This is a genomic window from Lacihabitans sp. LS3-19, assembly GCF_024343575.1.
Taxonomy (GTDB): Bacteria; Bacteroidota; Bacteroidia; order Cytophagales; family Spirosomataceae; genus Leadbetterella.
This window is the reverse complement of record NZ_RJUA01000004.1, coordinates 122,522-146,296: the sequence shown is the minus strand read 5'-3', so window position 1 is coordinate 146,296 and position 23,775 is coordinate 122,522. Positions and strand designations below refer to the sequence as shown.

At 33.7% G+C, this 23,775-nt stretch carries 17 protein-coding genes; 5 read left to right on the top strand and 12 right to left on the bottom strand.

The genetic code is table 11. From position 1 onward, the window contains the following. Positions 1-10: 10 nt before the first annotated feature. Genes EGI22_RS05980 through EGI22_RS05970 form a run of 3 tightly spaced genes read right to left on the bottom strand, consistent with a single transcriptional unit; the run spans position 11 to position 2,470 of the window. Positions 11-406: an SxtJ family membrane protein gene (locus EGI22_RS05980; protein ID WP_255067104.1), complete on the bottom strand. Its 396-nt coding sequence runs from the start codon at positions 404-406 to the stop codon at positions 11-13. A gap of 36 nt (positions 407-442) precedes the next feature. After that, on the bottom strand, positions 443-592 hold the full coding sequence (locus tag EGI22_RS05975) for a DUF5989 family protein (protein WP_255067103.1): 150 nt from the start codon (positions 590-592) through the stop codon (positions 443-445). 15 nt (positions 593-607) lie between these two features. Next, positions 608-2,470, bottom strand: a complete 1,863-nt coding sequence (locus tag EGI22_RS05970; protein WP_255067102.1) for a carbamoyltransferase — start codon at positions 2,468-2,470, stop codon at positions 608-610. A 317-nt stretch (positions 2,471-2,787) separates the two neighbouring features. On the opposite strand from EGI22_RS05970, the gene EGI22_RS05965 reads away from it, so the two are divergent. Next, positions 2,788-4,146 (top strand): glycoside hydrolase family 30 beta sandwich domain-containing protein, encoded by a 1,359-nt coding sequence (locus EGI22_RS05965; RefSeq protein WP_255067101.1) that lies wholly within the window; start codon positions 2,788-2,790, stop codon positions 4,144-4,146. A gap of 83 nt (positions 4,147-4,229) precedes the next feature. Here EGI22_RS05965 and EGI22_RS05960 read toward each other — a convergent pair whose 3' ends face one another. The 6 genes from EGI22_RS05960 to EGI22_RS05935 form a co-directional block, all read right to left on the bottom strand. Next, entirely contained in the window at positions 4,230-6,053 is a 1,824-nt protein-coding gene (locus tag EGI22_RS05960) for a LysM peptidoglycan-binding domain-containing protein (RefSeq protein WP_255067100.1), read from the bottom strand. Positions 6,054-6,227: 174 nt separating this feature from the next. After that, positions 6,228-7,880, bottom strand: coding sequence for a glucose-6-phosphate isomerase (gene pgi / locus EGI22_RS05955; protein ID WP_255067099.1), 1,653 nt, complete (start codon positions 7,878-7,880; stop codon positions 6,228-6,230). Positions 7,881-7,910: 30 nt separating this feature from the next. After that, complete coding sequence (locus EGI22_RS05950) at positions 7,911-8,675, bottom strand: glycoside hydrolase family 25 protein (RefSeq protein WP_255067098.1); 765 nt, start codon at positions 8,673-8,675, stop codon at positions 7,911-7,913. A gap of 91 nt (positions 8,676-8,766) precedes the next feature. Beyond that, positions 8,767-9,513, bottom strand: a complete 747-nt coding sequence (locus EGI22_RS05945) for an acyl-CoA desaturase (RefSeq protein ID WP_255067097.1) — start codon at positions 9,511-9,513, stop codon at positions 8,767-8,769. A gap of 74 nt (positions 9,514-9,587) precedes the next feature. Continuing rightward, a complete protein-coding gene (locus EGI22_RS05940; RefSeq protein ID WP_255067096.1) occupies positions 9,588-11,180 on the bottom strand; it encodes a peptide chain release factor 3 in 1,593 nt (530 codons plus the stop codon). 68 nt (positions 11,181-11,248) lie between these two features. Continuing rightward, positions 11,249-14,464, bottom strand: coding sequence for an exodeoxyribonuclease V subunit beta (locus tag EGI22_RS05935; protein WP_255067095.1), 3,216 nt, complete (start codon positions 14,462-14,464; stop codon positions 11,249-11,251). A gap of 178 nt (positions 14,465-14,642) precedes the next feature. Here EGI22_RS05935 and EGI22_RS05930 point away from each other — a divergent pair, with 178 nt between their 5' ends. Further along, complete coding sequence (locus EGI22_RS05930) at positions 14,643-16,916, top strand: TonB-dependent receptor (protein WP_255067094.1); 2,274 nt, start codon at positions 14,643-14,645, stop codon at positions 16,914-16,916. Between the two features lies 1 nt (position 16,917). On the opposite strand, the gene EGI22_RS05925 is transcribed toward EGI22_RS05930, so the two are convergent. Continuing rightward, positions 16,918-17,502, bottom strand: coding sequence for a hypothetical protein (locus tag EGI22_RS05925; protein WP_255067093.1), 585 nt, complete (start codon positions 17,500-17,502; stop codon positions 16,918-16,920). Positions 17,503-17,636: 134 nt separating this feature from the next. Here EGI22_RS05925 and EGI22_RS05920 point away from each other — a divergent pair, with 134 nt between their 5' ends. Continuing rightward, positions 17,637-18,596 carry a methylenetetrahydrofolate reductase gene (locus EGI22_RS05920; protein WP_255067091.1) on the top strand — a complete coding sequence of 320 codons (960 nt, stop codon included), beginning with the start codon at positions 17,637-17,639 and terminating at the stop codon, positions 18,594-18,596. A 29-nt stretch (positions 18,597-18,625) separates the two neighbouring features. Here EGI22_RS05920 and EGI22_RS05915 read toward each other — a convergent pair whose 3' ends face one another. Further along, complete coding sequence (locus EGI22_RS05915; RefSeq protein ID WP_255067090.1) at positions 18,626-19,084, bottom strand: peptidylprolyl isomerase; 459 nt, start codon at positions 19,082-19,084, stop codon at positions 18,626-18,628. A gap of 20 nt (positions 19,085-19,104) precedes the next feature. Next, positions 19,105-20,577: a proline--tRNA ligase gene (proS, locus tag EGI22_RS05910; protein ID WP_255067089.1), complete on the bottom strand. Its 1,473-nt coding sequence runs from the start codon at positions 20,575-20,577 to the stop codon at positions 19,105-19,107. Between the two features lie 237 nt (positions 20,578-20,814). On the opposite strand from proS, the gene EGI22_RS05905 reads away from it, so the two are divergent. Next, on the top strand, positions 20,815-22,149 hold the full coding sequence (locus tag EGI22_RS05905) for a hypothetical protein (protein WP_255067088.1): 1,335 nt from the start codon (positions 20,815-20,817) through the stop codon (positions 22,147-22,149). A gap of 91 nt (positions 22,150-22,240) precedes the next feature. Then, on the top strand, positions 22,241-23,755 hold the full coding sequence (locus EGI22_RS05900) for a hypothetical protein (RefSeq protein ID WP_255067087.1): 1,515 nt from the start codon (positions 22,241-22,243) through the stop codon (positions 23,753-23,755). Positions 23,756-23,775: the final 20 nt, after the last annotated feature.

Sequence of the window (23,775 nt, the reverse complement as noted above, 5' to 3'; positions counted from 1 at the left end):
CCATTTTTTATTACCAAATATTGTCAAAATCTTCAGGTTTATACTGATGATCTCTCGTGTGAAAAACCGAATCTTCCGAATCTTTAAGAGACAGAAAATTACTCCTTGAAAATAACTTTTGAAGCAGAGCAAATGGTGTAAGAAACACAAAAAACACCAAACTCATTATAATTCTTGTATTGATGAAGCCCAAAACTTCAGCAATTTTCATCCAACCTTTCAGAATCCAATCACCAACGCTATCAAACATCAAAGATAAAACCCCTACTCCCAAAGCAGCATAGATAAAATAAATTCTTTTGAATTCAAAAACACGCCAATCGTAGTTTTTTTGAAAAATAAAATATAAAACTAAAAAACCAACTACTATTACAAGCAGTGACTGATATTTATCAGAATTCTTCATTTGCTAATATGTTTTTTTCTCTTTTCAGAGATTTTTTTAGAACAAAGTATAAATAAATGGTGCAATAGCCGAACCACCACCAATTACAATCAAAATACCAACCAGAAGCAAAATAATAATCAGAGGTGCTAACCAAAACTTTTTTCTAGCCAACAAAAAACCCCATAAATCTTTAATAAAATCCATTTTTTTATATTTTTTTTAGTCTAATACAAATTCTTCTTGCCAATTGTCTTTCTCTTGCCACTCTGGTTGGTCTGTTTTACTAAACAAAAAATTACCAACTACAAGATAATCCATTTCGGTTCTCATAAAACACCTATAAGCATCATTTGGCGTCATTACGATAGGCTCTCCTCTAACATTAAAAGAAGTATTCACAACCACTCCCATTCCAGTGATTTTCTTAAATTCCTCTATCATTTTATAATAACGAGGGTTAGTTTCACTATGAACAGTTTGAATTCTAGCAGAAAAATCAATATGCGTTATAGAAGGCAAATCTGACCTTAAATGATATAATTTATCTCTCAAATTCATATCATCATATCCTTCAGGCAAAGTTTTCTTTATAGCATCAGCCACAGGATGAACCAAAAGCATATAAGGGGAAATACCATCATAATCAAACATTTTACTAACATCTTCTGCTAGCACCGAAGGAGCAAAAGGTCTGAATGACTCTCGATATTTGATTTTTAAATTCAACTTTTTCTGCATTTCAGGACTTCTTGGGTCGCCTAAAATACTTCTTGCACCTAAAGCTCTAGGACCAAATTCCATTTTGCCTTGAACCCAACCAATCACATTTTCTTTTGTCAATAAATCCGCCGTTTTAGCAGCCAAATCATCAAAATTTTCAAAATATTGATATTGAGCTTTATATTTTTTTGACATTAACTCTACATCTAAGTCAGAAATGGTTGGCCCCAAATACGAACCTTCCATGGCATCCATTTTATAGTCAACCACCCTATCTTGTTTGTAGTAGATATAATTTACGGCCAAAGCTGCTCCTAATGCTCCACCTGCATCTCCAGCTGCTGGCTGTATAAATACATTTTTGAAAACACCTGATTTCTGTAGTTTGCCGTTGGATACACAGTTTAAGGCCACTCCACCAGCCAAACAAATATTTTCTGACCCTGTTAGTCTTTTTGCCTCTTGAGCCATCATAACTACAACATCTTCGGTTATTTGTTGTATAGCTAAGCCTAGATTACAATGGTGTTGTAAAAGTTCATCCTCAGGCTTTCTAGTTTTGAAACCAAACAAGGCTTCCCACTTAGACTCGTTCACCATTTTCAATCCAGTAGCATAATCAAAATAGTCCTGATTTAGCCAAATAGATCCGTCCTTTTTGATGCTTACCAAATCTTTTTTGATAGTATCTACATATTTTTTGATATCTGGCGAAACCGGATTGCCATAAGGTGCCAAGCCCATCAATTTGTACTCTCCAGAATTTACTCTAAATCCTAAGAAATAAGTAAAAGCAGAATAAAGTAAACCCAAAGAATGCGGGAAACGCATTTCTTTTAATATTTTGATATTACCTTTTTCGCCATGACAAATCGACGCCGTCGCCCACTCTCCTACTCCATCAATAGTCAAAATCGCAGAATCTTCAAATGGCGAAGGATAATATGCACTTGCCGCATGCGACAAATGATGCTCTGGAAATAAAAGCTTTGTTTTTTTCTTATCGTATTTACCGATATTTTCTAATTCCTCATGAATCAGTCGTTTCAAAAACATTTTTTCTTTAATCCAAACAGGAATTGAAGTAATAAATGATTTCAGACCCTTAGGTGCAAAAGCATAATACGTTTCGAGAAGTCGTTCAAATTTCAAAAGTGGTTTGTCGTAAAACACAATCGCATCTAAATCTTTCAATTCTAAACCACTGTATTCTAAACAAAATTTAATAGCATTCGATGGAAAACCAGGATCATGTTTTTTCCTTGTAAATCTTTCTTCTTGTGCTGCGGCAATTATTTTACCATCTTGAATAATAGAAGCTGCTGAATCGTGGTAAAAAGCCGAGATGCCAAGGATGTTCATTCTAAATTATGGTCTGTTATAAAATTATTCGCAAATTACGCCAATATTGATTAATAAAAAAAAAATCATGTTTTTAGCCTATCAATTTCTATTATATGGGAAGAATTTCACAGATTAATTCTAAAAAATAGTGCTTTTTTTTTATTTTCATTTAAAATGCTGCAATTTCACAAAAACTATTGTAATTTATTTTTTTTCAAAATTTGGAAATTTTTCAGAACTAAATTCGAACATTTCATTTTGGAAGAGAAAGGTTAATTAAAAGTAGTATCGTTTAATTCCTGAGATTTTTATAAAGTAAAATAATTACCCCTCAAATGAAAAAATTATTGGCTTTCAGTATCCTCTTTTCTAATATCTTATTTGCTCAAAAAGCCGAACTCTGGTTGACAAAAACAGACAAAAGTGTGCTATTTGAGAAACAAAACAAAGAACTAACTTTCCAAAAAACACAAACTAATATCCCTACAATTTTCGTTAACGAGAAGCAGAAATTTCAAACGATGGATGGTTTTGGATACACGCTAACAAGTGGAAGTGCTAACTTAATAAACCAATTACCAAATATAAAAGAACTGCTAAATGAATTGTTTAGGACGGACAAAAACAATATCGGCATAAGTTATTTAAGAATCAGTATCGGTGCGTCAGACCTAAGTGCTTATGACTATAGCTATTCTAACGAAAAAGACTTATCACTCAAAAACTTTAGCTTAAAAGAGGAAGAAAAAGATATGATTCCTGTTTTAAAAGAAATCTTAAAAATAAATCCAAAGATAAAAATACTTGGTTCTCCTTGGTCTCCACCAAAATGGATGAAAACAAATGAAAACGCTAAAGGTGGCTCATTAAAACCTGAATATTTTCAAGTTTATGCTGATTATTTAGCCAAATACATCAAAGAAATGGCAAAACATGGAATCAAGATAGATGCCATTACAGTTCAGAACGAACCTTTACACCCAGGCAACAATCCAAGTTTATTGATGGAATCAAGTGATCAAGGAAATTTTGTTAAGAATAATTTGGGACCCACATTTTTAAAGCAAAACATAAAAACTAAAATCATTATCTATGACCATAACGCAGATAGACCAGATTATCCAATCCAAATATTAAATGATCCAGCTACTAGAAAATTTATTGATGGAACTGCCTTTCATTTATATGGCGGCAATGTAGAAAATATTGGAGAAGTTCATGAAGCACATCCTGATAAAAACTTGTATTTTACAGAGCAATGGATTGGTTATCCTTCTTACTTTGGTGGTGATTTGAGTTGGCACATTAAGAATTTAATAATTGGTGCATCAAAAAATTGGTGTAAAACAGTTTTGGAATGGAATCTTGCTGCTGATGAAAACCAAAATCCTCACACCGAAGGTGGATGCACAGCATGCCTTGGAGCATTGACAATTGAAAATGAAAAAATAACTAGAAATGCGGCTCACTATATTATTGCTCATGCATCAAAATTTGTTAGACCTAATTCTGTAAGGATTGCTTCAAACAACACCATGAGTTTAGCCAATGTGGCATTCAAAACACCTGAAGGCAAAACAGTTTTGATAGTAATAAACGAATCGGACAAAAGCAGTGAATTTGCAATTGATTATAAAAACAAAAAAATAATTGAGAAACTTGATCCCGGTGATGTAGCAACCTATGTTTGGTAAAAAAATTAGCCCCAATCATTGACCGAGGCTAATCCAACTATCGAGTGAATCTATACTACTTATTACTATCTTTATATTGAAATCTAATATTTTTTGACAATTATTCTGTCTCCGATTTCAATTGTGCTATTTATTAAATTATTTAATCTGTAAAGTTGATCTACACTAACTTTATAATTTACAGATATTCTATATAATGTTTCTCCTTTTTTTACCTCGTGAACAACGTACTCTTTGTCTCTATTTTTAGGTATAACAATCGTTTCTTTTAAATCTTCAGAGAATGGTTTTTCTGATACAACTTTAGCCGTTTTTACTTCCTTTACCACTATTTCTGGCTCTTTTTCTTTTTTGGCTTTTGCATCTTCTTTTAATAAAATGCTTGTAACTTCCTCTGGTTCCTTTTCTTGTACCAAGGGCTGTTCATTCTTTACTAAAACTTTTGGCTCAAATTTTTGAACTGGAATTTCAGTCTTCGGCTCTTCTTCTGTTTTTACAAAATCCGCTATAACTTCATCATCTAACTTCAACCTAGCTGGAGTTTCTTCATGGTCTTCAGTCGGAAACTCTATATACTCTATCGGTTTGTGTTTAGGCCTTTTTGATTGTAAATAGACCAATCTACCCCTTTGGAGTCTTCCCAATGTCTCCATTCTATTATATTTCAAAAGACTTGAAAGTTTAACGCCATATTGTTGCGAAATCTCCCAAAGTGTTTCATCATTTTTTACTATATGATGTGGAATCTTCCCTTTTTTATTTTTTGATTGGATATAATAAATCTGACCAATCTGCAAAAAATCTCTATTGCTAATGTCGTTATATTCAAGAAATTTTTTGTTAGAAATATCTGCTTTGTATGCTAAATTTACAAAATCATCACACATCTCAGCTTGAATACCTTTCAAAGAATTTATGTCATAAAACATTCCTCCTAGACCTTTGCTCAATTTTGGGTTTGAAGCAATAATTGGAAAGCCCAAATCCATGTTTTGAACAGCGGTATTTCTCGACATCTCATCCAAAATCCTAATTTCTGTATATCTTGAAGCAGGAATAACCACCAATATATTTGCATCTCCTTCTGGTACCCTGTTGGATTTCAACCAAAGATTATTTTCAAGCAATTCCTTTGGGTCAAGTTTCAAGTCCGCAGCAATAAGATTTAAGGTCTTACCTGCTCCGTTTTTATACTCATAAACAATATTTTGCTCGGTATTTTTGAAACTATTAAACTCAGACTCCAAAACCCACTTAAAGGCTAAAAACTGTATCAAAGAACTATATGCGGGCGAATCTAAAACTATAAAATTACCTGCCCACTTTCTATTTACATCTAAAACTTTTAAAACTTCTCTACTTGCTAAGTGCGAAAAAAGAGTAACTCCCCAGTTTTCATATAGAACCTGATCTCTTTTTAGATTAACCATCCCTCCTCTTGTAGCCAGGAGTAAATGTTTACGTTCATCTATTTTATCGTCTATTATTAAATCTACATCTTTTGCTTTCTCGGTATCTAAACCCCAAAATACTCCTTTTTCTAAAATTACGCTAGAGCTAACAGTTTTTTGAAATTTATTATAAATACTTAGATACTTAAAATCATCCGGGACTCTGGCTTTTTCTACAATTGGCTCCACCGATGGTAATACCAATGCAAACTTTTTTAAATATTCCTGCTTAGAATCTGAGTTTCTTGAAAAAGCTAAAATTTCTTGCGACAGCATATAACGTGTCACGTCATTTAATTGAAATGTTACGTTTGCAAACTTTATTTCAAAAGGCACTTTACTTTCCCTAATGGGTACGTCTTGGGCAGCCGCATTAAAGAAAGTAAAGACCGAAAAAAGAAAAACTCCTCTTTTCACTACCTCGATTGATATATTAAAGAAGGCACGTAAGTTCATTTTTGTTTGATTCACTCTTTTACTTTTTGATATACAATATTATGTATTTCTAAAAGATGTTTCAAATTTAATTTATTGAATTTATACTTCCAAATAAATAACCAAAATTTTTTAAAATTTTTATTCTTTCAATATTTATTGAAAATTAAATACAAAAAAAATAGAGCCAAAGCCCTATTTTCTCCACTTTTTAAAGGTATTTATAAGATTATTGGTTGAAACATCGTGCGTATCAACCTCAGCATCGTCTTGTAATTCTGGATAAATCTTGTTGGCTAGCTGTTTTCCAAGCTCCACTCCCCATTGATCAAATGAGAAAATATTCCAAATAATTCCTTGAACAAATATTTTATGCTCATACATAGCTATTAAACTACCTAAAACTTTTGGCGTAAGTTTTTTTACAAGTATCGAATTTGTAGGCCTATTTCCCGAAAATACTTTGAAAGGCGTCAAAAAGTCAATCTCCTCTTGAGACTTTCCAGCTTTTACAAATTCAGCTATCACTTCTTCTTTTGTCTTACCATTCATCAATGCTTCGGTTTGAGCAAAATAGTTAGACATTAACATTTTATGATGCTCACCTATTGGATTTTGACTAATAGCAGGTGCAATAAAATCACAAGGAATAAGTTTGGTACCTTGGTGTATTAACTGATAAAATGCATGCTGACCATTTGTACCTGGCTCACCCCAAATTATCGGCCCAGTTTGATAATTCACACCTTCTCCTCCCCTATCTGTACTTTTACCATTAGACTCCATATCTCCTTGCTGAAAATAAGCAGCAAAACGATGCATATATTGATCATAAGGTAAAATTGCCTGTGACTGAGCATTAAAAAAATTATTGTACCATATTCCCAACAATCCTAAAATAACAGGAACATTTCTTTTTAAAGGTGTATTTTTAAAATGCAAATCCATTTGATGTGCACCATCTAATAGCGAAACAAAATTATTAAATCCTATAAAACATGCAATTGATAATCCTATAGCACTCCACAGAGAGTACCTACCACCTACCCAATCCCAAAACTCGAACATGTTTTGCGTATCTATACCAAACTCAGAAACACCTTTGGCATTTGTAGAAATAGCCACAAAATGTTTTTTTACAAAATCTGGATTTTCAGCTTTTTCCAAAAACCAATTTCTCGCAGAATGGGCATTTGCCATCGTTTCTTGCGTGGTGAAGGTTTTTGAGGCAACCATAAAAATCGTCGTTTCTGGGTTCAAACCTTTCAAAGTTTCTACTATATGCGTACCGTCTACATTTGAAACAAAATGTACATTCAAACCTTTTTTAGCATACGATTTTAGTGACTCGGTTACCATAACAGGACCTAAATCAGATCCACCAATACCAATATTTACAATATCACTGATACTTTTTCCAGTATACCCTTTCCACTCGCCAGACCTAACTTTCTCGGAGAAGTCTTTCATTTGGTCTAATACTCTATTGATATCAGGCATTACATCCTTTCCATCGACTATAACAGGAGTATTACTTCTATTCCTCAAGGCAGTATGAAGTACAGCTCTTCCTTCGGTAGCATTTATAGCTTCTCCTGCAAACATTCGTTGAATCGCATCCTCCAGCTGACATTCAGTTGCCAATTCTTGAAGGTAAGCCATCGTACGACCATTGATATTATTTTTAGAATAGTCTATCAGAATATCTTGGAATTTAATCGAAAACTTGGAAAAACGCTTTGAGTCGTCTGCAAAAAGGTCTTTTATGGTAGTTTTTGAAATAGTTTTGTAGTGTGTTTTAAGCTTTTTAAAAGCCTTGGTTTGATCAAACTTTACAGATGTTAACATATATATTTCTTTGGTATTATTTCATTTATATTAAAGTATGAATTTTTGAAACTTATGAGGAGTTCCTAAAAAAACATTAAAATCTACGTTTTCTCTTATTCCCGGCACTTTTCCCTTGTCAGAATGTTGCCAAAGGATGAGGTTTTCACAATCGAAGTTGTTGAGGTTTTCAGAATAATAATCTGCTACCCAAATTGGGTATTCATCAAGCTTCCCTTTAATATACTCTCTAAAAATCGGCTTATTGGTATAAATTATCGGCTTTACGCCTAAATATTTTTCAACAGTTTCGAGCCATATTTTTACATTTTTGCTTAATTCTTTTCTTTCTTTGTTTGTTCGGCCATTATTTTCAAAATCTAAAACAGGCACAAAATCTCCCTTTTCATGCTTAGCGTTTATGATAAAGTTTAGAGCTTGAAGTTTTGGATCGGTGTAAGAAACAAAAAAATGATAGGCCCCTCTAGTAAACCCATGCTCTTTTGCTTTCGCCCAATTGGTTTCAAAATTTGAATCAACTAAATCTCCACCTTCGGTAGCTTTAATAAAAATAAATTTTATCAAATTATTCTCAATTCTGTCTTCATTTATCTTTTGCCAATCAATAATACCATTATGACGAGATATATCAATTCCATGAATTTGATAAATGGTTGGGAGCTCTAGACCATAATCTTTATCAAATATCCAACTTTGCCCATCGCTCACAAAAATAGGGCACATAACAATCAGCGACGTGACCATCCCTTTGTACCATAGTTTCCATGTATTTTGGATAAACTTTTTTAATGTCATAGTAAAGATTACAGATTGCGATTGCAATTTACGAAAAGAATAAAACTATTCCACTTTTCATAAAAAAAAGCCGACGAATCGGCTTTTCTTTTTACATATAATTTAAATCATTATTGGGTTTGAGTTTAATCAACTTCAACTTATCCAGAATTTTAATAACTGGATATGTTGGGTCAAACTCATGCCATTTGATTCCAAAATTGGCTCTTCCGCCAAACTTGTGGTGATTATTATGATAAGACTCGCCCATCATAAGAATGTCTACAGGCAACAAATTCTTGGCGGTATCGTCAACTTCATAATTTCTGTAACCATATTTATGTGCAAACCAATTGATGATTACACCATGAACAGGTCCCATTAGAAAATGAACTGGTAACAATAAAAACACCCAGTAACTTTCAGCAAAATAGAAATAAAATAAAGTGTATGCTACTCCCCAGCCTATTCTTGAAACCCAAGTATCTGCTAGTTTTTCCATAAACTCCCAATTGGGAACATTCTTTTTGAACTTAGCTTCTACATTATCAACCTTATGACATATCTCTTGATAATAATTTTTAGTTTTCCACATCATATCAAAAAGGTTCTTTGAAAAACTCGGTGAATGTGGATCTTGCTCAGTATCTGCAAATGCATGGTGAAGACGGTGCATAACACCATAAGCGTAAGGACTCAAAAATGATGAACCTTGAAAAATAAACGTTAGCCAATAGAAGATTTTTTCCATTCGCGGACTCATCGTAAACATTTTATGAGCAGCATATCTATGCAAAAAAAATGTTTGAGCAAATAATGATAAATACCAATGTGAAATAAAGAAAATGAAAATAGCCATCAACAATTATTATTTATTAAAAAAACAAAATTACACCTTAAAATAAAAATGAGAAAATGATTTTGGTCACAAAACTAGGCCTGAGCAACTTTAAACTCCGAAGTAGTATGAAACTCGATTTCAGGATTATTCTCTTTGTTCATCCTCAAAATCCAATCAGTTTCAGCTAAAAATACAGGATTATCATCTTTGTCTAAAGCAATATAATTTGACTTTAAACGTATAAACTCTTCCAATTTATTATGATCATCACTTGTTATCCAGCAGGCCTTTGAATAAGGTTTGCCTTCAAATCTACACGAAGCACCATATTCATGCAACAAACGGTGTTGAATCACTTCAAATTGTAATTCTCCAACTGTGCCTATAATCTTCCGATTACCTGGTTGCATTGTAAACAACTGAGCTACTCCTTCCTCTGCCAACTGCGACACACCTTTTTCCAATTGCTTAGATTTCATAGGGTCGGTATTTATTACTTCTCTAAATAACTCTGGTGAGAAACTTGGAATACCTATAAATTGCAAACTCTCGCCTTCAGTCAAAGTATCACCAATTTTAAAATTACCTGTGTCATATAATCCAACTACATCGCCAGGAAAACCTTCGTCCACAACATTTTTTGAGTCTGCCATAAACATATACGGATTAGAAAAACGAACGTCTTTATTTAATCTGACATGTTTATAAAACTTTCCTCTTTCAAAAGTACCCGAACAAATTCTTAAAAATGCAATCCTGTCTCGGTGACGAGGGTCAATATTTGCATGTATTTTAAACACGAAACCGGTAAATTTGTTTTCAGTTGGTTCTACTATTCTTAAACTTGTATTTCGTGAAATAGGTTCTGGGCTAATTCCACAGAAAGAATCCAAAAGCTCCTTTATTCCAAAACTATTTACGGCACTGCCAAAAAACACTGGGGCAACTTTTCCTGCCAGATAGTCATCTACATTAAAACTATCATAAATAGTCTCTATCATTTCAACGTCTTCACGTAACTGAGACGCATCTTTTGCACCTACACTATTGTCTAATTCAGGAGAGTCTAAAGATATTTTCTTAATATCATCCTCGAGCTTAGTCTTATTGATTTTGAAATAGTTCATTTGGTGTTCCAACATGTGATAAACACCCTTAAAACCTGTACCCATGTTTACTGGCCAAGTGATGGGCCTTACTTTTATAGAAAGTTTTTGCTCAAGTTCGTCTAGTAGATCAAAGGGATCCTTGCCTTCACGGTCCATTTTGTTTACAAAAACAATTACTGGCGTATCCCTCATGCGGCAAACTTCCATCAACCTTTCGGTTTGTTCCTCCACGCCTTTCACGCAGTCAATCACCAATATCACACTATCAACCGCAGTAAGTGTACGATAGGTATCCTCAGCAAAATCCTTGTGACCAGGTGTATCCAAGATGTTGATTTTCCGACCACCATACTCAAAAGTCATTACCGATGTTGCCACCGAAATACCTCTTTGTTTCTCAATTTCCATGAAATCGGAAGTGGCAGTTTTCTTGATTTTATTGGACTTAACAGCTCCTGCAGTTTGAATAGCACCACCAAACAACAGAAGTTTCTCGGTTAATGTAGTTTTCCCAGCATCTGGGTGGGAGATTATTGCGAAGGTTCTCCTCTTTTTTAGCTCTGAAATAAATGACACTTAGATATTTTTATAAATTCAAGACGCAATTTACGAAGATTTAATTCAAAAAAATTTTATTCCAGCCACTAAATGTTACTATGTTGCAAAAAAGGAACTTTTATAATATCCAAAGGCTCAAAATATATTAAAATTAAAATGATATTAGTATAGCCCATTCTTGAAAGCAATCTTCCATAATTTTGAATTTGCTTGGCGTGTTTTTCGTTTTTTTCTCCCGTTTTATAATCTACCAAATATACTTTATCATCCACAAAAACAACTCTGTCTGGCCGCTGAACTGGCTCACCCTTTGATAAAATTTCCATCTCATTTTTCACCAAAGCTTTTTCACCAAACAGAAAACTTATCTTCTCGTTTTCAATTACTAATTTTATTTTTTCTCTTAATAAAATTGTAAGGTCATCATTTAAAAAACCGTCTGATCTCAAAGATTCTATAGCGTCTTCTACATCTTTTGATGTTTTTATTTTTTCAAATGCGGCATGTACAAGATTGCCTAAAGTTATCTTTTCTGCCTGATTGATTGATCTAAAATTATTTTCAGTTTTAAGTTTCAAAACATGCTTTTCTTTGAAAATAGGCATAAATTCTAACAGAAAACCTTCTTTTAAATCAATAATTGGATGTATTTTTTTTGATTTCTCATTTTCTCCAAATAGATAATCAAACTTGCCTTCTTGAAACCTTGAAGTATTTACCAAAAAATCCATAAAAAACTCCCCGACACCATCTAATTTTCTTCCATTTTTATTGTTTTTATAATGACACCAAATAAAAAGTTTCTCCACGGGTCTAGTCAAAGCCACATACAACATATTTAGATTTTCAACAAAAATGGCTTCTTCTTGCTTACTGAGTATTTCTTGAGAAAAACTTATATATTTCCTCAGAGAAAGTTTAAATGGTGCTGCTTGAAGTATTTTTTGTTCGGATTTGAGTTCAGGATAATTCAATTCAGAAATATCCAACCATATTTCAGCATCGTTTTTGGGTACATAAGGCCAACTGGCATAAGGTAAAATCACAATCGGATATTCTAAACCTTTTGATTTATGTACAGTGGTAACGGTTATAGCATCAGTAGACTTATTATTTATCGAAAACTTGTCTTTCTTTATTTCCCAATGCTCTAAAAAGTCAGAAAGATTTTTACTTTTTTTATGGAAATACTGCAATAAAATATCCAGAAAAGTGAGAATAAAATCAACAGATTTAGAATTTTGAAACAAGCCAAATTTTTCTATAATATACTCAACAGCAGTATAATAATCGCTTTCAAAAAGCATATTGGTTTCTAAACCAAAATCAGAAAACACTTGCATGAACTCATCCAAATGCAATAAGCAGATGGCATTAAGCTCGCCCTCAATTTTTGAAATCTTTTGGAGATGTATGGCAAACTGAAGAAACTCAAATCTTGCAAATTGATTTTCAGGCTGATTGACAAATTTCAATGCAGAAATCAAAAACCCAACTTCTAAGTTTTTAGAAATCTTTAGAGAATCTACAGAATTTATTTCAAAACCTCCTTTTTTCAAGAAATCGGCAATTTCAGCACCTTGTGTATTTGTTCTACACAATATTGCTATATCTCCTGCTTTGTAACCTTCTGCAATCAAGTCAATTACTTGAGCTAAAATCTTATCCAAAACAGGTTCTTCATCTTTCTCCAAAAAAGATAAATTTACCAACCCTCCAAGTTTGGGATTTTCCGGATTATACTGAAAATACTCGGAAAATGCCTGTCCAATTAATGGATATTCAGCTTGTTTTTGACTTATTAAGGATTCAAAAAATAAATTATTGAAGTCGATTATCTCTTTTTTACTCCTGTAGTTAACATTCAGACTAGCTATTTCGCTTGAAGAAGAAACATTTTCAATCTGAAAAAACTGACTCTCGCTAGTTTCTCTATTTTGTTTTAACCCCGAAGCATTTTTATTGACCAAATCTAACATTAGCAGTATGTTACCACCTCGCCAACCATAAATTGCCTGTTTTGGATCACCCACAATTAGGTTAAATTTATTCTTTGAAATGGCATTGTCAATCAAAGGCAAAAGATTGAAAAACTGCATATTAGACGTGTCCTGAAATTCATCTATCAACAAATGGTCGTATTTTTCACCAATCCGCTCATATATAAACGGAACGGGCTCTTTGACCACAATATCTAGGATTTTCTTGTTAAATTCTGACAAAAACACCTCATTTCTTTCTTCTTTGATAATATCCAATTCTGCCTTAATCATTGATAAGAGTGGGATTTTCAATAGATTTTTCTTGATTTCGGCAAGGATATAATATTTATCAGATTTGAACGCGAGAACTTCGTATGCTATATCGGTTAATTTCCCCTTAATTTCATCTATTAAATTTGAATTTGGATTATTCTTTCCGTACCACTTTCCATTTTCGAAAGCATCAATATGTCTTGTTTTTGGATAAGGATGAACACTGTAAAACAAATCTTCTGGTGATTCTGCCAATTTTTGATAAAAAACATAAACACCGCTCTTGCCATAATAAAAGTCATCCATAGCTAAGCCTCGACTTTTAATTAAATCCAAGCCAGACTTGGCTAATTCTGAGATATTTTTTAAAGTATTTTTTTGAAAAACTATAATTTTAGATTGAATATCTTTAATTTCCGAAAGCGAAATATCCAGATTTCTTTCTATCAAATAAGAACCTTCATTTTCAAAAATATTCTTACCAAATGTCTTTATCTCGTCTACTAAAGTATTCCAACCCTTATCTTCTTCAATTTTATGATACACAAAATCTAACAAAAGTGAACTCAAATCAGCATTTTGGCCAATTTTATCTATCAGCTTATCAACTGCTTCACTCAAAAGCTGATTAGTATCCAGATTTATTTCATAGTTATAGGGCAAATCCAAATCAAAAGTAAACGAACTAACAATCTGATTTACAAACGAATCGATGGTTTTTACTGCAAAATCATTGTATTCATGTAGAATTTCAACAAAAACTAAACCTGCTCTTTTTCGTATTTCAGCTTCTTCAATATGAGGCAACTCTTCTTTTAGAATATTTATTAAAAGAGTGGATTTTTCGTCAATATTAGAAATCTCTTTCAATGATCGCATAATACGCTGCTTCATCTCGTTGGCAGCGTCGTTGGTAAAAGTTATCGCTAAAATTTTCTGAAAATACCTAGGATCCGTTTCGTTCAAAACCAATTTGAGATACTCTTTGGTAAGTGTAAATGTTTTGCCTGAACCAGCAGAAGAACCGTAGATTTTGAATAGCGACATTTGAATCTTTTTGAAACATCAAATATAATTTTTTTTTCTAAGTAAAATCAGACTTTCAAACTTTAAAACCAAAGAAACACATTTGTGATTTTTATCATTAAATGTAAAATCAAACCCAATTGAGCGTATTTTTTAATTTTTTGCAAAGTATATTTGTGTTTAATTTATTCAATACAAAATGAAATTCCTTCGTCTATTTTTAATATTTATTTCTGTCCAAAGTTTTGCTCAAAAAACACAAAACATCAGGATAAACCTAAAAGACCAAAACGCCAAAAGTCCGATTCCTTCAGCTACGGTAAGCATCAAGAATCTAAATATCAATGCCATAGCCAACGAAAAAGGTGAGGCTGTTTTGACTGCGGTGCCTTTGGGAAGACATGAAATAGAAATAAGTTCGATTGGGTATTCGACTATAATTTTAAAAGAACTAATCTTAGAAAACAGTAGAGAACTTGTGTTGGACGTTGAAATGCAAGCAAACGCTAATAATCTTGACCAGATAGTGGTAACGGCAGCATCACCAAACATGTCAAATGCCATAACAGGCTTAAATACTATCACTTACGAGCAAATCATGCGTTTCCCAGCTACGTTTTTCGATCCTGCTCGTTTGGCTTTTTCATTTGCAGGTGTAAGCAATACCAACGACCAAGCGAACGGTATGTCTATCAGAGGAAACGCACCTGAAAGTGTTCAATGGAAACTTGAAGGCGTAGAAATAGTAAACCCAAATCATCTTAGCAATGCAGGAACATTCTCTGACCAACCAACACAAACTGGTGGCGGAACAAACATTCTTTCAGCTCAAATGTTAGGACACATGAATTTCCTAACGGGTGCATTTCCTGCAGAATACGGAAACACTTTGGCAGGTGTTATGGACATGAGATTCAAGGCTGGAAATAATAAAAAGTTTCAACACACAGCCCAAGTTGGCCTAATCGGTGTTGATATTTCTTCAGAAGGACCATTAAATAAAGCCAAAGGCAGCAGCTATTTGTTTAATTATAGGTATTCTTTCACGGGACTTTTAGGTTTGATGGGGGTAGATTTTGGTGGTGAAAGTATAAAGTTTCAAGATTTGGCCTTTAATTTAAATTTTCCAACCAAAAGAGCAGGGACATTTATGATATTCGGAATGGGCGGAAACTCTTCAAATATATTTGTTCCTAATCCTGACAAAACCCAATGGGAGTCTGACAAAGAGTTCAACAACATAGACTTTTACAGCAGAATGGGTGTAGCAGGATTAAAACATTCCATTAATTTATCTAAAAAATGGAATTTAAAAACAGTGATGGCCAACTCTGGACTAGAAAACCTGAGAGATGCTTATCGCAATCAACCTTTAACGAATATAAGTTATACCTATCAAGCCAGAAATATCGCGGGTTTTTCAAGTATTCTTAGTGGCAATTTGAACAAAACTTTTGCTTTGAATACAGGTATAAACATCAACCATTATTTCAATGAGTTCAATTTCAAAAACGACGGAAATTCATTTTATAGTTTTGACGGGCTATTAATTCAGCCTTTTGCGAGAATAACCAATGCCGAAAATTCAAGACTAAGTTATAATCTAGGACTAGTTTTACCTCATTATACTTTAAGCAAAACTACTTTTCTGGAACCAAGACTAGGTTTGGGTTATGAAATCACAAGCAAGTTTAGCCTTAAAGCATCTTATGGGCTTCATAGCTACGAATCTTCAAACAGAAATGCATTTGCCTTGCCTTATAAGCCAATCAGAGCCAATCACTTCAATCTGGGCTACAAATATGCTATCAATCAAAACCAAGAGTTTTTTGGCGAAATATTTTATCAAAGTATTTTCAATACACCCGTATTTAAAAACCAATATCTTTCTGTGTTAAATGGTTATGAAAATACCGTAGCTGATTTGGCAGACGATCAAAGCAACCAGAAAAAACAAGGAAGAAACTATGGTTTAGAAATAAGTTACAGAAAATATCTCAGCAAAGGTGTTTTTGCTTTGATCAACACTACGCTTTACAAATCCGAATTTAAAGCATTTGACAACAAATATTATGAGACTCGCTTCAGTGGAAATCATATCGTGAACGTAACAATCGGTAAAGAGTGGAGCAAAAAACCTGGGAAATTTATAGGAGTTAATGGTAGAATATCGTGGCTTGGTGGATTTAGAAACTATGCGATCGCCCAAGGTGCGTCTATCGTTACGCAATCTACTGTTTATGACTACAGCCAGCCTTTGATAGAAAAAAATCCTGACTATTTCAGACCGGACATTAGAGTTTATTTGAAAAAATCTCGTGATAAATATTCAAGGACAATATCTATAGATTTACAAAATTTCACTGGTCAGAAAAACCTGGCTTATCAATACTATGATGTTTTGTTAGAAAAAATAACACCGAAATACCAGCTGGGCATGATTCCGATGTTAAATTATAGATGGGAGTTTTAATTTATTTTTTAACTCCTTTCATATTCATTCCTTGAACTTTTAAAATTACCCCTGAGATTTTGCCTGTGGTATCTCTTAAAAATTCTGTTGTACCTTCATAGCCAATTACATCAAAAATATCTTTTGTTGAAGAAGGCTTCAATGGAGCTCCTCCTTCGGAAGTATCACCATAAAGTGAGCCATTTCTAATATCAACAGTCATACTAGAAATAGGACTGTCATCGTCAAAATTAAACTCGCCAACAAATTCTGTCAATGGGTCAGCGGCTTTTTCACCCAACATTTCGCTTCCTTGTACTTTCACAATCACCTTTACAACTTTTCCGGCATCATCTCTCACAAACTGCAATTTAGCATCGTTGTTTGGTTCCGAAAACTCATCTTTTTGGTTTGTTGAGAATATCTCACCTTTGCCTATTCCCTCTGCATCAGCATAAATGGTATTGTTTTCGACGGAAAATACGATTTTAGAGAAAGGTGCCGAAGCGAAACTAAAAGCTCCTTCATAATCTGACAATACAGTACTTTGGGCAAAAACGCTTGAACAAAAACAGAAGGCAATTACAATAGAAAATAGTTTTTTCATCTTTTTGAAGTATTAAATTTTAAGGTTTTTAGATAAATTATCCAAAAATAATTTTTTGAATCATTTAAATTCTATTTTCACCTGAAAAAATTTCAATTGTTTTATTTTTGCATTTGAAACAATAATTTGATTCTATGCCTAAGGTTACTGAACATTTAGCAAATGCTAAAGATAAACCCGTATTTTCAATAGAAATTATCCCTCCTGCCAAAGGCGGAAAAATAGACGAATTGCTGCATGATATATCTCCAATGATGGAGTTAAAACCTCCATTTATTGATGTAACTTATCACAGGGAAGAATATATCTCAGTAAAAAAAGAAGATGGCACCTCAAAAGAAATAAAAACCAGAAAAAGACCCGGCACGGTAGGAATTTGCTCAGCCATAATGCACAAATTTGATGTGGACCCAGTTCCTCATGTTCTTTGCGGAGGTTTTACAAAAGATGAAAACGAAGATTTACTAATAGACTTAAATTATCTAGGAATCAAAAATGTAATGGCTCTAAGAGGTGATCACGCCAAGCCATTCCAAACTTTTAAGCCAAAAGCTGATGGACATGCTTACGCCGCTGAGTTAATTACTCAAATCAAAGACATGAACAATGGAAAATACTTGCATGATGAAACTGAATATTTATCCAAAAGTGATTTTTGCATAGGTGCTGCAGCTTACCCAGAGAAGCATTTCGAAGCCGAAAGTGAAGCTATTGATTTTGAACATTTAAAAACTAAAGTAAAAGCAGGAGCAGAATACTTAGTCACGCAGATGTTTTTTGACAATCAGAAATACTTTGATTTTGTAAAAAAATGCAGAGAAAATGGTTTAGATATTCCAATTATACCTGGATTAAAAATTCTATCTACTAAAAAACAATTAAGTATTTTGCCAAAATTGTTTTACTTAGAAATGCCTCTTGATTTCAGAAATGCAATAGAAGAAGCCAATGATGATAAAGCCGCGAGACAAATAGGTATAGAATGGTGTATTACACAATGTAAAGAACTTATGGATTTTGGTGTGCCTGCTTTACATTTTTATACCATGAGCAAGTCAACCACTACTATGGCTGTGGCCAAACATATTTTTTAGAAAAAAAAGAGCCTTTCGGCTCTTTTTTTTTAGTTTATTTCGTCAAACTCAACCTCTAGATTGCTTCCGTCTTTAATCGCAACCATTTCAAGTTCGAAATTCAATTCTTGACCAGCCAAAGGATGATTAGCATCCATTAAAACGTAAGAATCGCCAATTTCTCTTATCACAACTGGCACAGCTTGCTGACCATCATGCATGTTTAATGTTCCACCAACTTCCAAAGGCACATCGCCAGGTATACCTGCTTTGTCAAATTTAAATATCATTTGCTCATTGCTTGGACCATAAGCTTCATTTACACCAATATGTATGGATTTTTTCTCGCCAACAGCCATTCCCATTACGCCATCGTCAAATCCTTTTATTACCATTCCACTTCCAACTTCAAACTCCAAAGGATCTCTCCCTTCTGATGAATCAAATACTGTTCCGTCATTTAAAGTCCCTTTATAATGAAGTGAAACGATATCTCCTGTTTTTACCATTATTATATATTTATAAATTATTAATACGCTCTCGCAAAAATTACCCTTCGCTCAGACGGCTTTCCAGTATAAACACAAACCCCTGGTTCATCTGCCACGTCAAAAGGCAAACATCTAATGGTAGCTTTTGTTTCATCTTTGATTTTGTCTTCAGTTTCAGAAGTACCATCCCAGTGTGCCAACAAAAATCCGCCTTCTTCTATCTTAACACAAAACTCTTCCCATGAATTCACCTCGTAGGTATTTGATGCTCTAAAATCAAAAGCTTTTTTATAAATATTCGCTTGTATCTTATCCAGCATATCTACCAAGTAATCAGAAATCCCTTCGATCGAAACGACTTCTTTGGTCAAAGTATCTCTTCTGGCTACTTCCACAGTATTACTTTCCAAATCTCTCATACCTATTGCAACTCTCAATGGCACACCTTTAAGCTCATACTCTGCAAACTTCCATCCTGGTCTCGATTGATCATCTTTGTCAAACTTAACCGAAACACCTTTTGACCTTAATTCTTTAAGTATAGGATTAATTTTTTCTGAGATTTGATCCAATTGTTCATCACCTTTAAATATAGGAACAATCACAACTTGTATCGGTGCCAATTTAGGAGGTAAAACCAAACCTAAATCATCAGAATGAGCCATAACCAATGCTCCCATTAAACGGGTAGACACACCCCAAGAAGTACCCCAAACATATTCTAAACTTCCTGATTTATCTTGAAACTTCACATCGAAAGCTTTAGCGAAATTTTGACCTAAAAAATGCGAAGTACCAGCCTGTAAAGCCTTTCCATCTTGCATCATGGCTTCAATACAAAGCGTTTCTTCGGCACCTGCAAAACGCTCATTGGCTGTCTTTTTACCTTTTATTACAGGCACAGCCATCCATTCTTCCGCAAAAGTCGCATAAACATCAAGCATTTGTGCCGTTTCTTCTTCGGCTTCTTTTCTAGAAGAATGTGCAGTATGACCTTCTTGCCAAAGAAACTCAGAAGTCCTTAAAAATATCCTTGTTCTCATTTCCCATCTTACCACATTGGCCCATTGATTAATCAGTAAAGGCAAATCTCTATAAGATTGAATCCAGTTTTTATAAGTACTCCATATCACGGTTTCTGAAGTAGGCCTTACAATTAATTCTTCTTCTAGTTTAGCTTCAGGGTCTACAATTACCCCACCACCATTTGGATCATTTTTTAATCTATAATGTGTAATTACTGCACATTCTTTTGCAAAACCCTCCACATGAGAAGCCTCTTTAGATAGAAAAGATTTTGGAATAAACAATGGAAAATAAGCATTTGAATGGCCCGTTTCTTTAAACATATCATCCAAAGCCCTCTGCATTTTTTCCCAAATTGAATACCCATATGGTTTTATTATCATGCAACCTCTCACAGCAGAATTCTCTGCCAAATCAGCTTTTTTTACTAATTCATTATACCATTCTGAATAATTCTCACTACGTTTTGGAAGTCCCTTCGACATTTTTCTGAATTTATTTTAATTATTTAAAGCAAAACTTGTGTTTTACTAATAATATTATTTGTTAAATATTTTGTTAATACCACCTATAATGGTTGCAAAGATAAGTTTTAATATTATTTTTGTAATGAAATATTTAATATAGAATGTTTCAAAAATAAATTTTAGACGAATCGCAACCTTTTGGGGTATTTTATCGTCTAACCATTATAGATTAGGTACAATTTTATCTAAAAAATTATGAAACTTAAAAGTTCAATCTTGTTTTTGGGAATAGGTTTGTTTTTTGCATCATGTACAAACAAAACAATCCCAACAAATGGCGAAAGCGATGACATGTATGCCTCTTCAGCGGATGCAGCATCTGCTCCATTAATTGTTTCTCAAAACTCTCCTTTTGCAACAAATACGCAACAAATGCAGTATGAAGACGAATATGATAGAGTACAAAATGATCAAAATGTAGAAAGTACAGATGATTATTATAGTGAAGATTATTTGACTACCAAAGATTTAAAAAGACCACTTAGCTCCAACCCTGGATATTCAGATGGATATGCACAGGGATACAGCCAAGCCTGGACCGATTATTCTTGGAGTAGACCAAATTTTAATTCTCCTTTTTCGAATTTTTACTCCCCAATGAATATGTTTGCATATTCTAGCCCGTTTTTCTACAACTCATTCTCGCCATTTAGAAGCGGATTTAGTTTTGCATACTCACCTTTCGGTTATGGATACTCTCCTTATTCATCATTTGCATACGGATATTCTCCTTATTCTGCATTTGGTTATGGAGGATTTGGAAGTATGTATGGCGGTTTTAGCTCATTTGGATCTATGTATTCACCTTGGGGGTACAACAATTTCTTTAATCCTTACGATTATTATGGTTATTATGGTAATGGCTATTATGGTTCAGGAAACTATTATAACAGTTATGGCAATTATAATCAATCCGCATATGGAAAAGATGCTTACAGCAGTGGCTCTAGAACTTATGGAGCTAGAGATAGCGGCAGAAACTCAAGTCTCTACAATGATAGATTTGTAAATACAGTTCGTCCTTCAGCCAGTGCCTCAAGCGGAAGAAGTTCTTCAGCAGCAAGAAATTCAAATTCATCAGCAAATAATTCTTCTCAAAGAGTATTAGCTGACAGAAGTAATGGAACTTGGACTGGAAATCGTTCTACCAATAACTCATACTCTGGTAAAAACTCTAGCACTGAAGCCTACAGCCCAAGCTCTAGAAGACCAGTAAGCTATGATTCTTACAACAGATCTACTGGAAACAATGCGGGAACATTTAGTTCTAGGAGCAGTGCTTTGAATAACTCTTCGAGAGCAAATACTTATACAAGAAGTAATTCTAGCTATTCAAATCAATCATCTAATAATAGCTACAATAATTCTAACAATGGTAGCAGATCAAGTTCGACACCGTCTTATTCAAACAGTAATAGCGGATTTAATTCAGGCTCAAGAAGCTCTTCTTCATCATCTTCTTCAAGTGGAGGAAGTAGCTCTCGTTCATCAGGTTCCTCAAGTAGCAGTGGCTCAAGAGGCCCAAGATAACTCAATTTGATTTTTAAAATTTTTTAATTCCCCGCTGATAAACCAATTGTTGTTGGCGGGGATTTTTTTATCCTTTTCAAACACAAATATTATGAAAAAGTTAATTTTCGGGGCATTTGTATTGCTTTTTGGAATACAATCTGCATTTGCTCAACTATCGCTTAATGGCCATTTTTATGGCGAAGACGCTCTAAAATTCTATTCTTTTGGCAATAATGGAACTGCAAGAGTACAAGGAATGGGAGGGGCATTTACTGCTTTAGGTGGTGACCAAAGTAGTGTAATTATAAATCCAGCTGGACTAGGCTTTTTTAATAAATCAGAATTTTCGATTACCCCAATTTTTCAATCAAGCAACACCACAGCTGGTTATATTTCGAATACTGATAAATTAACTTCTTCAAACTTACGAATTGGCCAAATCGGAGCTGTTTTTAGTAACAGAGGTGTTGGAACAAGAAAGAAAAGAACTGCATGGAGTTTTTCTTATAATACCTTAGCAAATTTTAGTAGCGATTATACCTATAGTGGATCAAATAATAGGAGTTCGATTTCTGATTATTTTGCGGAAAAAGCTACTGCTCGAGGTATAAATTCAGTAGATTTAAATAATGAATTTGACACTAATACAAGGTTAGCAGACAACAGCACAGCTTTGGCATACCAAGCCTATTTATTTGACCCTTTAGATGGAGGAGGTTATATTTCTTCAGAATTAAGTACGCCAGTTAATCAAGTGGGAAATGTCTCAGAAGCTGGAAACCTAGGTCAAATGAATGTTGGTTATGGAATTAATTATGATGACAAAACATATATAGGAGGTACTGTAGGTCTACAAAGTTTAAATTATACGCAACTTACAGACCTAACTGAAACATTTCCTAATGGACAGGTTTTTAATGGCTTTATATTCAGCGATGAATTATTAGTAAAAGGTTCAGGATTAAATTTGAGCTTGGGAATAATTACTAAATTGACTGAAAACGTAAGATTAGGTGCAAGTATAATAAGTCCAACTGCAATGAAAATCAGAGAAACCTACACTTCAGGGATCAAATTTGACCAAAAGCCTAATACTTTCGAATCTCAAGAACAAGAGTTGTATACTGTACCAAACGACTTTAATTATAAAATAACTTCACCATTGAGAGCTAACATTGGCTTATCGGCATTTCTTCCTAAAAAAATGGGTGTTGTTAGTATCGATGCCGAATATGTAGGTTACAGCATGATGAATATAAAAGATAAGCAAGACCTAAGTTGGTCAAATGATCAAAAAAGAGGTGTTCAAAGCGAATTTAAAGATGCTATAAACATCAAAGCCGGGGGAGAATTAAGATTTGGCAAAGCAAGAGTAAGAGCTGGATTAAATTACCTTGGGGATCCAAGAAAAAATAACCAAGCTTACAATTCCAAGTCTGCATTGGTAGGAACATTTGGAGCTGGCATAAGAAACAACAAATTCTTTGCAGATATTTCTTATTCGAGGACGTCTAAACAATTTGCATTCACTCCATATACTGTTAGTAATGCGACAGACTATGAATCAGTTGCACTCAAACAAAGCACAGGGACTGTAGGTATAAGCTTTGGAACTTTCTTCTGAAAAGGAATTTATTAAAAAAG

What these genes read in the sequence shown, in the direction of transcription:
- EGI22_RS05980 (WP_255067104.1), bottom strand. Translation starts at nt 406, where the DNA reads ATGAAGAATTCTGATAAATATCAGTCACTGCTTGTAATAGTAGTTGGT.
- EGI22_RS05975 (WP_255067103.1), bottom strand. Translation starts at nt 592, where the DNA reads ATGGATTTTATTAAAGATTTATGGGGTTTTTTGTTGGCTAGAAAAAAG.
- EGI22_RS05970 (WP_255067102.1), bottom strand. Translation starts at nt 2,470, where the DNA reads ATGAACATCCTTGGCATCTCGGCTTTTTACCACGATTCAGCAGCTTCT.
- EGI22_RS05965 (WP_255067101.1), top strand. Translation starts at nt 2,788, where the DNA reads ATGAAAAAATTATTGGCTTTCAGTATCCTCTTTTCTAATATCTTATTT.
- EGI22_RS05960 (WP_255067100.1), bottom strand. Translation starts at nt 6,053, where the DNA reads ATGAACTTACGTGCCTTCTTTAATATATCAATCGAGGTAGTGAAAAGA.
- pgi (WP_255067099.1), bottom strand. Translation starts at nt 7,880, where the DNA reads ATGTTAACATCTGTAAAGTTTGATCAAACCAAGGCTTTTAAAAAGCTT.
- EGI22_RS05950 (WP_255067098.1), bottom strand. Translation starts at nt 8,675, where the DNA reads ATGACATTAAAAAAGTTTATCCAAAATACATGGAAACTATGGTACAAA.
- EGI22_RS05945 (WP_255067097.1), bottom strand. Translation starts at nt 9,513, where the DNA reads ATGGCTATTTTCATTTTCTTTATTTCACATTGGTATTTATCATTATTT.
- EGI22_RS05935 (WP_255067095.1), bottom strand. Translation starts at nt 14,464, where the DNA reads ATGTCGCTATTCAAAATCTACGGTTCTTCTGCTGGTTCAGGCAAAACA.
- EGI22_RS05930 (WP_255067094.1), top strand. Translation starts at nt 14,643, where the DNA reads ATGAAATTCCTTCGTCTATTTTTAATATTTATTTCTGTCCAAAGTTTT.
- EGI22_RS05925 (WP_255067093.1), bottom strand. Translation starts at nt 17,502, where the DNA reads ATGAAAAAACTATTTTCTATTGTAATTGCCTTCTGTTTTTGTTCAAGC.
- EGI22_RS05920 (WP_255067091.1), top strand. Translation starts at nt 17,637, where the DNA reads ATGCCTAAGGTTACTGAACATTTAGCAAATGCTAAAGATAAACCCGTA.
- EGI22_RS05915 (WP_255067090.1), bottom strand. Translation starts at nt 19,084, where the DNA reads ATGGTAAAAACAGGAGATATCGTTTCACTTCATTATAAAGGGACTTTA.
- proS (WP_255067089.1), bottom strand. Translation starts at nt 20,577, where the DNA reads ATGTCGAAGGGACTTCCAAAACGTAGTGAGAATTATTCAGAATGGTAT.
- EGI22_RS05905 (WP_255067088.1), top strand. Translation starts at nt 20,815, where the DNA reads ATGAAACTTAAAAGTTCAATCTTGTTTTTGGGAATAGGTTTGTTTTTT.
- EGI22_RS05900 (WP_255067087.1), top strand. Translation starts at nt 22,241, where the DNA reads ATGAAAAAGTTAATTTTCGGGGCATTTGTATTGCTTTTTGGAATACAA.